Annotated in this window: 12 protein-coding genes; 5 read left to right on the plus strand and 7 right to left on the minus strand. The window is 63.3% G+C overall.

What is annotated here, in order from left to right:
- The first annotated feature begins 628 nt into the window (after positions 1-628).
- A complete protein-coding gene (locus tag WEA77_RS13865; protein ID WP_368068471.1) occupies positions 629-2,146 on the plus strand; it encodes a phosphomannomutase/phosphoglucomutase in 1,518 nt (505 codons plus the stop codon).
- Between the two features lie 63 nt (positions 2,147-2,209).
- Here the strand turns inward: WEA77_RS13865 and WEA77_RS13870 are convergent, their stop codons facing one another.
- Positions 2,210-2,599, minus strand: a complete 390-nt coding sequence (locus tag WEA77_RS13870) for a class I SAM-dependent methyltransferase (protein WP_368068472.1) — start codon at positions 2,597-2,599, stop codon at positions 2,210-2,212.
- A 24-nt stretch (positions 2,600-2,623) separates the two neighbouring features.
- Positions 2,624-3,253: a glutathione S-transferase family protein gene (locus WEA77_RS13875; RefSeq protein ID WP_368068482.1), complete on the minus strand. Its 630-nt coding sequence runs from the start codon at positions 3,251-3,253 to the stop codon at positions 2,624-2,626.
- A gap of 248 nt (positions 3,254-3,501) precedes the next feature.
- On the opposite strand from WEA77_RS13875, the gene WEA77_RS13880 reads away from it, so the two are divergent.
- The 4 genes from WEA77_RS13880 to WEA77_RS13895 all read left to right on the plus strand — a co-directional run bounded on the left by WEA77_RS13880 (position 3,502) and on the right by WEA77_RS13895 (position 7,123).
- Positions 3,502-4,812 carry a UDP-glucose/GDP-mannose dehydrogenase family protein gene (locus tag WEA77_RS13880; protein ID WP_368068473.1) on the plus strand — a complete coding sequence of 437 codons (1,311 nt, stop codon included), beginning with the start codon at positions 3,502-3,504 and terminating at the stop codon, positions 4,810-4,812.
- Positions 4,813-4,948: 136 nt separating this feature from the next.
- Positions 4,949-5,599 carry a fructose-6-phosphate aldolase gene (gene fsa / locus WEA77_RS13885; protein WP_368068474.1) on the plus strand — a complete coding sequence of 217 codons (651 nt, stop codon included), beginning with the start codon at positions 4,949-4,951 and terminating at the stop codon, positions 5,597-5,599.
- A 97-nt stretch (positions 5,600-5,696) separates the two neighbouring features.
- The gene (gene thiD, locus WEA77_RS13890; RefSeq protein ID WP_368068475.1) at positions 5,697-6,509 is read left to right on the plus strand and encodes a bifunctional hydroxymethylpyrimidine kinase/phosphomethylpyrimidine kinase; all 813 of its coding nucleotides are present in this window, start codon (positions 5,697-5,699) and stop codon (positions 6,507-6,509) included.
- Between the two features lie 410 nt (positions 6,510-6,919).
- Entirely contained in the window at positions 6,920-7,123 is a 204-nt protein-coding gene (locus WEA77_RS13895; protein ID WP_368068476.1) for a hypothetical protein, read from the plus strand.
- Positions 7,124-7,315: 192 nt separating this feature from the next.
- Here the strand turns inward: WEA77_RS13895 and recR are convergent, their stop codons facing one another.
- The 5 genes from recR to WEA77_RS13920 all read right to left on the minus strand — a co-directional run.
- The gene (recR, locus tag WEA77_RS13900; protein ID WP_368068477.1) at positions 7,316-7,921 is read right to left on the minus strand and encodes a recombination mediator RecR; all 606 of its coding nucleotides are present in this window, start codon (positions 7,919-7,921) and stop codon (positions 7,316-7,318) included.
- 16 nt (positions 7,922-7,937) lie between these two features.
- Positions 7,938-9,212: a Coenzyme F420 hydrogenase/dehydrogenase, beta subunit C-terminal domain gene (locus WEA77_RS13905; RefSeq protein WP_368068478.1), complete on the minus strand. Its 1,275-nt coding sequence runs from the start codon at positions 9,210-9,212 to the stop codon at positions 7,938-7,940.
- A gap of 45 nt (positions 9,213-9,257) precedes the next feature.
- Positions 9,258-9,581 (minus strand): YbaB/EbfC family nucleoid-associated protein, encoded by a 324-nt coding sequence (locus WEA77_RS13910; protein ID WP_368068479.1) that lies wholly within the window; start codon positions 9,579-9,581, stop codon positions 9,258-9,260.
- 12 nt (positions 9,582-9,593) lie between these two features.
- Positions 9,594-11,321: a DNA polymerase III subunit gamma/tau gene (locus WEA77_RS13915; protein WP_368068480.1), complete on the minus strand. Its 1,728-nt coding sequence runs from the start codon at positions 11,319-11,321 to the stop codon at positions 9,594-9,596.
- Positions 11,322-11,550: 229 nt separating this feature from the next.
- On the minus strand, positions 11,551-12,069 hold a 519-nt coding region (locus WEA77_RS13920), incomplete at its 5' end, for a ribonucleotide-diphosphate reductase subunit beta (protein ID WP_368068481.1).

Raw genomic sequence — 12,069 nt, forward strand, 5'->3', positions numbered from 1 at the left:
TCAGCACTGCGGCGTCAACGCAGTCGATCACGGTGCCGGCAACATTCACGCCTGAGTGAGTGTCTACGTCGGCCTGAGGGTAGACGAGTTCCACGCCGGAGCGGAAACCGTTGGCATAGCGGGCGCCGAATTCGGCGGACAGGGCATAGCCGTTGTCGAACCCGGTTTCCCAGCCAAAGGCGGTGGCGGCCGCGATGGGCGTGCCGAAGGGGATGACCGGTGCGCCGTTGCCGGTAGTGAAGGCGCCGGTTTCGCCGCTGTTCGAGCTGTCCTGTTGCAGGACATAACCGACCGAGCCACCAGCATACCATTCCTGCGCGGCGGCCGGCAGGCCGGCGGCGGCAGACCCGGCGGCAAGCGCGATCAGTACCTAGTGAATGTTCATTTGGGATTATCCTCCGGGACAAAGGGGACGGCGTTGCTATAATGCTGTCGGAACAGGGGCTTCTGCCCTCCCAAGGCGCCAGATTGCGTCCGGCCTTCTGCCGGCAACGCTATGGCTCCTGAACTTTTCGTGATCAATAATTCAGCCCGCCCCTTTCCACTGTGCCGCGAAAACTGCAAAAGGGCCATTGAGAATGCTGCGCCCCTCCCGGCGGCGCGCACAACCCATTTCACGGAGAAACACATGCTGGCGAAGCCGCGCACTGATATTGTACAAAACACCCTCGAGTTCGAGATCCTGCCGCTGGTAAAGCCGACCGGCTTTCGCGAATACGACGCCCGCTGGTGGTTCAACGGCATCGGTCACGAGAAGGCGCCGGAGCTGAACCTCACCGGCGTCCAGGCCCTCGGCCTCGGTATGGCGACCCTCTTCCACGAACTCGGTGTGAAGCCCACGGTCGTCACTGGCCACGATTTCCGCTCGATCAGCCAGCCGATCAAGAACGCGCTGTCCCTCGGCCTCATCGCCGGTGGCTGCGAAGTGCTGGATGTCGGCCTTGCTCTCTCGCCGATGGTCTACTGGAGCCAGTTCGAGCTGGACGCCGCCTGCTGCGCCATGGTCACCGCCAGCCACAATGAAAATGGCTGGACTGGCGTGAAGATGGGCGCCGACCGTCCACTGACATTCGGCCCGGACGAAATGGGTCGCCTCAAAGAGATCGTCATGGGCGGCAAGTTTGTCGAGCGCGCGGGCGGCTCGATCCGCCGCATCGACGCCATCCGCGAGAAATACATCAAGTCCGTCGCCGATGGCGTGATCCTGTCGCGCCCGATTCGCGTCATCGCGGCCTGCGGCAATGGCACGGCCGGCGCCTTTGCAGGCGACTGCCTGCGCATGATGGGCGCCGAAGTGATCGAGATGGACTGCAACCTCGACAACACCTTCCCGAAATATAATCCCAACCCTGAAGATGCTGAAATGCTTCACGCCATGGCCGAAGCCGTGCGCGAGCTGGGCGCCGACCTCGCCCTCGGCTTCGACGGGGACGGGGACCGCTGCGGTGTCGTTGACAATACCGGCTCGGAAATCTTCGCCGACAAGATCGGTCTGATGCTGGCCCGCGACCTGTCGAAACACTATAAGAATGCGACGTTCGTCGTCGATGTGAAATCCACCGGCCTCTACAAGACCGATCCGGTCCTGCAGGAAAACGGCGCCACAGTCGACTATTACAAGACCGGTCATTCCTACATCAAACGCCGCACCAACGAACTTGGCGCCCTCGCGGGCTTCGAGAAGTCCGGCCACTTCTTCTTCCGCCCGCCTGTCGGCCTCGGCTATGATTGCGGCCTTACCGCCGCTAAGGCGATCCTCGAGATGCTGGACCGCAACCCCGGCAAGACCATGGCCGACCTGAACGGTGAACTTGGGCTCGCCTATACCTCGCTCACCATGTCGCCCCATTGCGGCGACGAGGTGAAGTACGGCGTCATCGACAAGATGGTCGCTGAGTACCAGTCACTAAATGGCACGATGATCCTTGGACGGAAGGTTATCGACGTGAACACTGTCAACGGCGCCCGGGTCACGCTGGAAGACGGCTCCTGGGTTCTGGTTCGCGCCTCGTCCAATAAGCCGGAACTCGTCGTCGTGGTCGAATCCATGACCAGCGACGCCGATATGAAGGAACTCTTCCATAAGGAAGTGAAACCCCGCCTGGGCAAGCACCCGGAAGTCGGCGCCTACAATCAGGAAATCTGAGGGGCGCCCCCCATGTGCACAAAAGCCCGCTCTACCGAGCGGGCTTTCTGACTTAGGCCACGCTTAAGCGCTTATATTCCTGCGGTAATAGATGTCGCGCCCGATCTTGCGGATATGTTGTGCATCCGGCACCGGCATAGCCGCGCGCAGGAAACTATGCGTGTACGGACAGAAGTTCACATGGGGGTTGAACGTGTAGCGGTACTCCCGCTCTTGCGGCACCACGGTGATCAGCCGCTGGCGCGCCACCCGGCGCAGCTCGGCAATTGCTGCGCGGTAGTCCACGATATGTTCGATCACACGCGTGCAGATCACCGTGTCGAATGCTTTGTCCGGGAAGTGCAGGGTCTCCACCGTGGCCGAGAAATAGCGGATGCCTTCATCTTTCAGGTCCGGGTCGATCCCGAAATCGACGCCCGCCAGGGCCGTCAGGTCGGACCGTGCGTCGCGCACCCGGCGTAGCAGCGCCCCCGTCCCTCAACCCACGCCCATCGCACTCACGCCGGCAATGTCTGCCGTGATCGCTGCGATGCAGGCTTCCGAATTGTCCGTATCCTCATGCACGCGCGGATGCTTGCGGTAGAGCGCCTCGTATTCTGTGCCCGCCGCATCATCCAGTTCGTTCGCCCGGATGAAGCCGCGCCGCGACTGGGTTCGGCCTGGATACGCCTCCAGCGGCGGTATCGCCTGAATTGATCCGAACTGTACGCCCCAGACAAGCTGCGCGCCTACATAGACATCCGCCGCCGTGAACTTTGCGCCCGTCACGTAACCCCTCTCCGGCACCGCGCCGAGCAAGGTGTCCAGCGTCCGCTGGCAATCGCCGAAGCCGGCCATAGCGGACCTGTCGGGCGCCGCCTCGGCGCCAAGCGCCTGCATCATGGTCGCCTGTTCCCGCGGCCCGGCCGCAATCAGGATCCAGCGGTAGTAGTCGGCGCGTGCGTCCGCCGGCGGGGCGAGATCTGCCTGCGGAAAGGCATCGGCAAGGTAAAGGCAGATCGCTGCGCACTCCGTCACAACCTTCCCCTCATGCTCGACCGCCGGAACCTTCTGCACCGGGTTCACCTTCGCATAGGCTGCCCCGCTTATTTCCGGGCTATATTGCAGGTAGCGCGTTTCTTAGTCCGCGCCTGTCTCTTCCAGCATCCAGCGGGCAATCCGCCCCCGCGACATGGGGTTTGTATCGAGTATGAGGCTCATCCGGCCCCCTGAATGTTCATGTTTTGATCCGGAGGCTGCCGCGCTCCGGAGTCAACCCGGTTCCCCTTGGGGCAAACGCCCCTTGACCCTCTCGCACAAAAATTGCACCCCGCAGGCGAACACCCCGCCATTGTATCTTACTGAGGGACTTTCCCATGCGTGTCGCGATTATCGGAACGGGCTATGTCGGCCTCGTGTCTGGCGCCTGTTTTGCCGATTTTGGTCACATCGTTACCTGCGTGGACAAGGACAAGGCGAAGATCGACAAGCTCCATGCCGGCATCATGCCGATCTATGAGCCGGGCCTCGAAAATCTGGTCGCCAACAACGTCAAGGAAGAGCGTCTCTTCTTCACCACTGATGCCGCCGAAGCGGTGAAGGATGCAGACGCCGTGTTCATCGCGGTCGGCACGCCGTCGCGCCGCGGCGACGGCCACGCGGACCTCTCCTATGTCTACGCCGCCGCCGAAGAGATCGGCCAGATGATGAACGGCTTCACCGTCATCGTTACCAAATCCACCGTCCCTGTCGGCACCGGTGACGAAGTCGAGGCGATCATCCGCCGCGTCCGCCCCGATGGCGACTTCGCCGTCGTCTCCAACCCCGAATTCCTGCGCGAAGGCGCCGCCATCAAGGACTTCAAGATCCCGGACCGCGTCGTCGTCGGCACAGAAGACGAGCGCGCCAAGCAGGTGATGCGCGAGCTTTACCGCCCGCTCTTCCTCAACGAGACGCCAATCCTGTTCACTGCCCGGCGCACATCGGAGCTGATCAAGTATGCCGCCAACGCCTTCCTCGCCGTGAAGATCACCTTCATCAACGAGATGGCGGACCTCTGCGAAAAGGTCGGCGCCAATGTCCAGGAAGTCTCGCGCGGCATCGGCCTTGATGGCCGCATCGGCTCGAAATTCCTCAATGCCGGCCCCGGCTATGGTGGCTCATGCTTCCCGAAAGACACGCTCGCCCTCACCAAGACCGCGGACGACTATGGCAGCCCCGTTCGCATCGTCGACACCGTCGTCGAGGTCAACGCCGCCCGCAAGAAAGCCATGGCCGCCAAGGTCATCGCGGCGATGGGCGGCGATGTGAAGGGCAAGACGATCGGCGTCCTCGGCCTCGCCTTCAAGCAGAACACCGACGACATGCGCGACGCCCCCTCGCTTGACATCCTCCCGGCGCTCACCGCTTCCGGCGCCAAGGTCGTCGCCTTCGATCCCGAAGCGATGAAGGAAGCTGCCCATCTCCTGAAGGACATCACCTACGCCGACAGCGCTTACAAGGCCGTCGACGGCGCCGACGCCATGGTCATCATCACCGAATGGGACCAGTTCCGCGCGCTCGACTTTGCCCGAATCAAGGGCGCCATGAAGGGCAATGTCGTGGTTGATCTGCGCAATATCTATTCCCCGGAAGACATGGCCAAGCACGGCTTCGCCTATACCTCGATCGGCCGCCCTGCCATCTGAGGCGGCTCTGCAGCCCGGCTTCCAGCGCTCCTCCTTTCCGCCGGGGGAGCGTTTCTCTTTGCAGCGCACTTGGATCGCGGGTCCCGATTGGTTAAGGAAGCGCCAGCGCCCTCTCACCGGACTGGAACCAGACCCCATGAAATTCTTCGTCGACACCGCCGATACCAAGGACATCGCCGACCTCGCCGCCAGCGGCCTGATCGACGGGGTCACCACTAACCCGTCCCTGATCGCCAAGTCCGGCCGCCCCTTCGCCGAAGTCATTGCCGAAATCTGCGCGCTGACCCCCGGTCCTGTCAGCGCCGAAGTCGTCGCCACTGATTATGACGGCATGATCAAGGAAGGCCGCAAGCTGGCGAAGATCGCCTCCAATGTCACCGTCAAGCTGCCGCTGACGCTCGACGGCCTGAAAGCCTGCAAGACGCTGACGGGGGATGGCACGCAGGTCAACGTAACGCTCTGCTTCTCCGCCAACCAGGCGCTCCTCGCCGCCAAGGCCGGCGCCACCTTCATCTCCCCCTTTATCGGCCGCCTCGACGACATCCACCTCGACGGCATGGAACTGATCCACGAGATCCGACAGATCTACGATAATTACCTCTTTGACACCGAAATTCTCGCCGCCTCCATCCGCACCGCCAACCACGTCAAGCAATGCGCCCTCGCCGGCGCCGACGTGATGACCGCCCCTCCCGCCGTCATCAAATCCCTCGTCAACCATCCGCTGACGGACAAAGGACTGGAGATTTTCCTGGCAGACGCGAAGAAGGCGGGGATCAAGGTTTAGAACCTGTTGCGCGCATCCCCGCGAAGGCGGGGATCCCGCGCTACGAAATGCGACACCCGGCCCCCGCCTTTGCGGGGGCGAGCGGAGGATGAAGAAGATGGCAGAACCTAAAGGCCGCGTCCTCATCATCGCCGGCTCCGACTCCGGCGGCGGCGCCGGCATCCAGGCCGACATCAAGGCCGTCACCATGCTCGGCGGCCATGCGATGACCGCCGTCACCGCGATCACTGTGCAGGACACGCGCGGCGTGCACGGCGTCTGGCCCGTCCCACTCGAGGCCGTGCTCGGTCAGATCAAGGTCACGCTTGCTGATATAGGTGCCGATGCCATCAAGACCGGCATGCTCGGCTCAGCCCAGCTCGTCGAAGCCATCGCCGAGGCGCTGCACGCCCAGGCCGGTCTCACACCGCGCATCATCGATCCCGTCATGATCGCTACATCGGGAGACCGCCTCGTCGACGAGCGTGCCATCGGCGCCATCCGCGCCGAACTCATTCCCCGCGCCCGCCTCGTTACACCCAACGCGCCGGAAGCCGAAGTCCTCACCGGCAAGCCGGTTGAGAACATCGACGGCCAGCGCCGCGCAGCCGAACGCCTCCTCGAACTGGGCGCCCATGGCGCCCTTGTGAAAGGCGGCCATATCGACGGCAAGGTCATCCATGACGTGTTGCAAACCACGACCGGCGAATGGATTTTCGAATCCCCCCGTATACAGACGACCTCCACCCACGGCACTGGCTGCACCCTTGCCTCCGCCATCGCCGCCCTCCTCGCGCAGGGCCGCTCCGTCCCCGAAGCGGTCGAAGAGGGCAGGGATTATCTCTACGGCGCGATCAAAGCCGCCAAAGGTCTCGGCAAAGGCCACGGCCCCGTCCACCACGGCTGGCTGCTGGATGAGTTGAAAAAATAGGGGCGCAATTTCTGGCTTGTGCCTAATTCCACTTTCTCGCAGCCTCTGTACCCGGGAAAGATTTGTCGTCACCCCGGAAAAATGCAAAGACCTGGGCAATAATCCGGTTATATCGCGGGGCTTGGCAAGCTTGCGAAGCAAGGCAGTAATTCTGCGCTGGATTTCATCTCTTAGGCGATTTGAACAATCTGAGCACACGTCAGGCGTTGCCTGCGATGCGCAATTGACCGGGGCCAAGACTTCCTTGTTTTAATTGTCTTTCCGGGCTCAGGGCTTCGCCTTCGGCGCAACGGGAATAACGAAATACTGAAGTTTTTTATCCCGGACCCGGTTCCGGCGGCGTCCGGCGCGGGCAAAGTCTCTCCCGAATGACCTGCTCCCTCCGCCGTCCCCCTTCCGGACCTGCCCTCGTGCATCAGCTGCTCTGGCCGCTGATCTTCGCGCAGCTCGTGGCGCTGAAGAACCAGATGCGTGCCCGCTTCGGGTGCGGCGTGCCGTATGGCTGTTTTGGCAGTCGCTGGGGCCGCGCCGCGCTCACCTTTGTCGGCGCGCATAGCTTAACCAGCTATTGCGCAGCCGGATCAATCGCACCCGTTCTCCAAACCGCCCTGTAAGCAGCCTGCGCGTGCCTCATGCGTGCGCGCGCCGCTGAGCCGTGCCTGCTTATGGTGCCCCTTCCGTCGTCTGGAATCTTCCGTTCAATACGCTCGCTCACGCCGCATACGGACACATCCTGGCGCCGCGCCATTCCCGAAATCCAGAAACTCACCGCACCGGCCGTGGTTTCTGCGGCCGCGCCTGCTGCCTCAAATGCCGCGCCGCGATCTCAGCGCCGCCGCCAGCGTCCCGTCATCCAGATGATCCAGCTCCCCGCCGATCGGAACACCATGCGCCAGCCGTGTCACTTCGACGCCTTTGCCTTCCAGCTGGTCGGCAATGTAATGCGCCGTCGTCTGCCCATCCACCGTGGCATTGAGGCCGAGGATTATCTCCCGCACACCGCCCGCTTCGACGCGCCGCACCAGCGAGGCGATGCCGAGGTCCGAAGGCCCGATGCCGTCAATCGCGGAGAGTACGCCGCCCAGTACATGATACCGCCCCCGGTAGGCCCCGCCGCGTTCCAGCGCCCAAAGGTCGGGCACGTCCTCGACCACACAGATCATCGCATCATCCCGCCCCGGCAACTGGCACACGGCGCAAGGCTGCACGGTATCATAGTTGCCGCAGGTCCCGCATTTCCGGATTTTCGCGCCCGCCTCCGCCAGCGCCTCGGCCAGCGGCTTCAGCAGCGTCTCGTTGCGCTTCAGAAGGTGCAGCGCCACACGCCGCGCCGAACGGGGCCCGAGCCCGGGCAGCTTGGCGATCAGGTCGATGAGACGCAGGAGTTCGGGGCCGGCAGAACGTTGGGACATGGACGGGCGTTATGCGTCAGTCCTTCGAATCTGTCACCCCGGGCAAAGGCCGCAGGCCGATTGACCCGGGTGACGCCGTGTCCTTCTGCTCGCCAGGCTTCGGCAAAATCCCATAGATTTCCAGCAACTTCCACACATGGGCGGGCACCATGTTCTTGAGTTTCGCCGGCTCTTCCCGGCGGAGGTGGATCACCGTTTCGGCGGCTTTCATCTCCAGCCGCGTGCGCGCGAACTCGAGGCCCTTCGGCCCGATTCGCGGTTGCAGGAAGGACACGATCGGGCGAACCCAGTTCGGCATCGACCTCAAGGGCAGCCCGCCAGCCGCCAGTTCCACATTCTTGATGAACGCCGCCACATGCGGCGCGCGCTTGCCCTTCGATCCCGGCTCCGCGGTCACCAGTGCGTCGCCCAGAATCTCCACCAGTTCCTCGCCGCGCCCATTGCGCACGATCAGCCATTGCTCGCCCTCGCCGCCCATATAGCCAACCGTCAGATCACTGAGGGCATTGGTATAGTCGACACAAGTGCGGCAGGTCAGCGGAAAGAAATCACGGGGCAGTTTCGAAATGGGAAGGGAAAGAAAGGGGATCAGCTTCTGGCGGCCATCATCGAAACGCAGCTCAACCCGGAAGTCCGCGCGAAATTCAAGATACGAGATAGTCTCCGGTGCCGGGTCTAGCAGCTTCAGGAAATCGTGGAAATTCTCCGTAGTCGTATTATCGGAGCAGGGGGTACCGATAACATAGAGTTTCTCGAGGCCGAAGTCGGCTTCCAGCGCGCGCAGGGCATAGACCTGGCAGGGAATGCCGATCAGCGCGATGCGCTTCAAACCGCGTTCGGCAACTTCTTCCATCAGCGCGATCAGCGGCGAATAGCCCATCCGCATGCCCCGGCACTGGGCCATGTCTTCAGCGCGGGTCACGATCACCGGCTTGGGTTTCCACCGGTCATCCGGGTCTGGCGCCACAGCCAGAACGGCGTCCACCTTGCCAGTCGCAAGCAGACGCTCGCCCAGCGTGGTCGCAATGCCGGTCCACTGCGCGCCGGTCTTCGCAGGCACAAGGCGCGCACGGAGCATCCGTCGGAACACACCGAAATGCGTTTCATCCGCTATCTGATTATTTCGGGTGCGTCCATGCAGGCGAAGTTCCTGCACCGGATAGTCGGGTTGGATAAACTGGCAGGCGCGCCCGCAGGCTTTCGCGTCAGCCATCCGCGAGACGCCGCAATCTGTGCAAAGCCCGCGAGGTTCGGGTGTGCGCAAGGGAGGTGTATAGGGTGCCTGGGTCATCGCAGACAAACTATAGAGCCAGCGTGCGCCAAGTCACGCTGCGCGTCAGAAGGGCAGCTTGAACCCCGGCATCATGCCGCCGAAGCCGGATGTGGCGGCGCGCATGGCGTCTTCCATCGCCTCGTCGAGACGGCGGCGGGCATCGGAATGGGCGGCCTTGACGAGGTCTTCTACGATTTCCGGATCATCGCCCATGAGGCTCCGGTCGATGCTGACGGAGACGAGTTCGCCCTTGCCCTTAAGCTTGACGCGGACAAGCCCTGCACCCGCCACGCCGTCAGCTTCAGTCGCCTCGATCTTGGCCTGAACCTCGGCCATCTTGGCTTGCATGGCCTGCGCCTGCTGCATGATCTGGGCAAGGTCTTTCATCGTGTCATTCCATCAGCTGCTGCGCCGGGTACGTAACTGGAACACATTGTCTGCCGCAGGGGGATTTTCAATGGGCGCGGGCTCATCGGTTACATCGAGGATGACGGCGCCGGGGATGGCTTTCAGCGTCGCCGCAATCAGCGGATGCTCGCTGGCGGCGGCGATCCGCTCGGTCTTCTCCCGGCGTTCGCGCTCGCGCAGGGATTCGGCGTCCGTTTCCGATTCGCTGATCTGCCAGTCGAGCCCGGTCTGGTTATCGAGGAAAATCTTGAGGCGCCCCGCAAGGCCGGCCGGCGCTCCGGGAGCGAGGGCATAGCTGAGATGGCCGGCACTTACGGAGGCAAAGCGGATGAAGCGTTCGGTGTCCACCTGCAAGGCCACTTCGCGTGCAACCGTCAGCGCGCTGACGATATCGGCAAAGCTGCCGATCCCGCCGGGCACGCTCGGCGAAGCCTCAAGGGGCGCGTCTGCCTTTCCCGGCGGCGCGGCGCCCTCGGCAATCATGCGGGCCGCTTCCTCCGGAGACGGAAGGCCGGAGGCCGCCACGAGGCGAAGTACGACCATGTTCAGCGCGGTCGCGGGATCGGGCGAAACCTGCAGGTCGCCGTATCCGGAGAGGAGGATCTGCCAGGTTCGCGCTGCCTGCGCCGGCGTGAGGCGCTGGGCTAGCGCGCGCGTGCGGGTTGCCCAGTCAGCCGGCCCGGCGATCGCCCAACCCTCGCCGGTCGCCTGCGCGACGGAAACATCGGCGGCAATGTCCATCAGGTCTTTCAGCACCGCAGCCGGATCAGCGCCGCCGGCCACCTGGTCCTTCAACTCGGCAAGCGCGCCCCTGGCGTCCGACGTGATCGCCTTCTCGAATACGTCGTAAAGCCGCGTCCGGTCGCCGAGGCCCAGCATATCGCGCACCGCCGCGCCGGAGACTTCTCCGTCCTGGGTCTGAACTATCGCCTGGTCGAGCAAGGAGAGCGCATCGCGCACCGAGCCTTCGGCGGCGCGCGCGACAAGGGCGAGGGCTTCTTCGGATACTTTCGCCTTCTCGGCCTTCGATATATTAGAGAGGTGCTGCGCCAACAGGGGCGTGTCGAGGCGCTTGAGATCAAACCGCTGGCAGCGTGAAAGCACCGTTACCGGAACTTTCCGGATTTCGGTGGTCGCGAAGATGAACTTCAGGTGCGGTGGCGGCTCTTCCAGCGTCTTCAGCAGCGCGTTGAAACTCGCCGTCGACAACATGTGCACTTCGTCGATGATGTAGACCTTGTAGCGCGCCGAAACCGGCCCGTACCGGGACGAATCGAGCAGGTCGCGCATATCGGCCACGCCTGTGCGCGAGGCGGCGTCGAGTTCCAGAACATCCGGGTGCTGGCCGCGCATGATCGCGTCGCAGTGCATGCCCGGCGGATCGAGATGGATCGAAGGGCCGCCGGGCGCGCCGGCTTTCGCTTTCCTGCCTTTCGGCCCATCCTTCGGCTCGAAGTTCAGGGCGCGTGCGAGCAGGCGGGCGGTAGTCGTCTTGCCGACGCCGCGCACGCCGGTCAGCATGAAACCGTGTGCAATCCGGCCCGTCTCGAAAGCATTCGAGAGCGTGCGTACCATGGCTTCCTGGCCAATCAGGTCCTCGAAGCGGCGCGGGCGGTATTTCCTGGCCAGCACCTCATAGGCGCCGGCGCGCGCATGCGCTGGGTCCCCGAAAAGGGAGCCCGAGGCGTCATCGCCTGTGGAGGAATCGTCAGCGCTCATCACGGGCCGGACACTAGCCGGGGAGGGGCGCGGGGGCAAATGGGCAGGGATTTGAGGTCATCAACGGCCTTCTGAAATTCGCTCATCCCGGCCAAAAGCCAGGAACCCTATATAGTCCAGGCCGCTGGATCCGGGCTTTCTCGGGATGAGCGGGGTGGAGAGGGCGGTGCTGGTTGAGAGAAGGTCCCGGCTCGCGTGCGGCGCGCAGGCCGGCACAGGTCCTTCCGGCCTACTCCGCCGGCACGCTCTCGGCGACCTTCTTCCGGCGTTCGTCGAAGCGGCCCCAGACGCCCTCATCGCCGTGCCAGTCACCCTTGGTGGCGCCCTTGGAATATTCGGTGGCGCGCTGTTCGAAGAAGTTGGCGTGCTCGACGCCGTTGAGGATTTCCGACAGCCAGGGCAGCGGGTGCTTGTCGATGCCGTAGATCGGCTCCAGCTTCAGCTGGCCGAGGCGCCAGTCTGCGATGTAGCGGATATAGTTCTTGATGTCGGCCGGCGTCATGCCTTCGACCGGGCCCATCTCGAAGGCCAGGTCAATGAACTTGTCTTCCAGTGCAATCACGGTGCGGCAGCATTCGCGGATCTTTTCGCGCAACGTGTCGGTCATCACGCCGGTTTCGGCGCAGAAGGTGTGGAACAGCTTGATCATGCCCTCGCAGTGAAGCGATTCGTCACGGATCGACCAGGTGACGATCTGGCCCATGCCCTTCATCTTGTTGAAGCGCGGGAAGTTCATCAGCATCGCGAA

Origin of the sequence: Hyphomonas sp. (assembly GCF_040882205.1) — a bacterium.
Classification (GTDB): domain Bacteria; phylum Pseudomonadota; class Alphaproteobacteria; order Caulobacterales; family Hyphomonadaceae; genus Hyphomonas.

What these genes read in the sequence shown, in the direction of transcription:
- WEA77_RS13865 (WP_368068471.1), top strand. Translation starts at nt 629, where the DNA reads ATGCTGGCGAAGCCGCGCACTGATATTGTACAAAACACCCTCGAGTTC.
- WEA77_RS13880 (WP_368068473.1), top strand. Translation starts at nt 3,502, where the DNA reads ATGCGTGTCGCGATTATCGGAACGGGCTATGTCGGCCTCGTGTCTGGC.
- fsa (WP_368068474.1), top strand. Translation starts at nt 4,949, where the DNA reads ATGAAATTCTTCGTCGACACCGCCGATACCAAGGACATCGCCGACCTC.
- thiD (WP_368068475.1), top strand. Translation starts at nt 5,697, where the DNA reads ATGGCAGAACCTAAAGGCCGCGTCCTCATCATCGCCGGCTCCGACTCC.
- recR (WP_368068477.1), bottom strand. Translation starts at nt 7,921, where the DNA reads ATGTCCCAACGTTCTGCCGGCCCCGAACTCCTGCGTCTCATCGACCTG.
- WEA77_RS13905 (WP_368068478.1), bottom strand. Translation starts at nt 9,212, where the DNA reads ATGACCCAGGCACCCTATACACCTCCCTTGCGCACACCCGAACCTCGC.
- WEA77_RS13910 (WP_368068479.1), bottom strand. Translation starts at nt 9,581, where the DNA reads ATGAAAGACCTTGCCCAGATCATGCAGCAGGCGCAGGCCATGCAAGCC.
- WEA77_RS13915 (WP_368068480.1), bottom strand. Translation starts at nt 11,321, where the DNA reads ATGAGCGCTGACGATTCCTCCACAGGCGATGACGCCTCGGGCTCCCTT.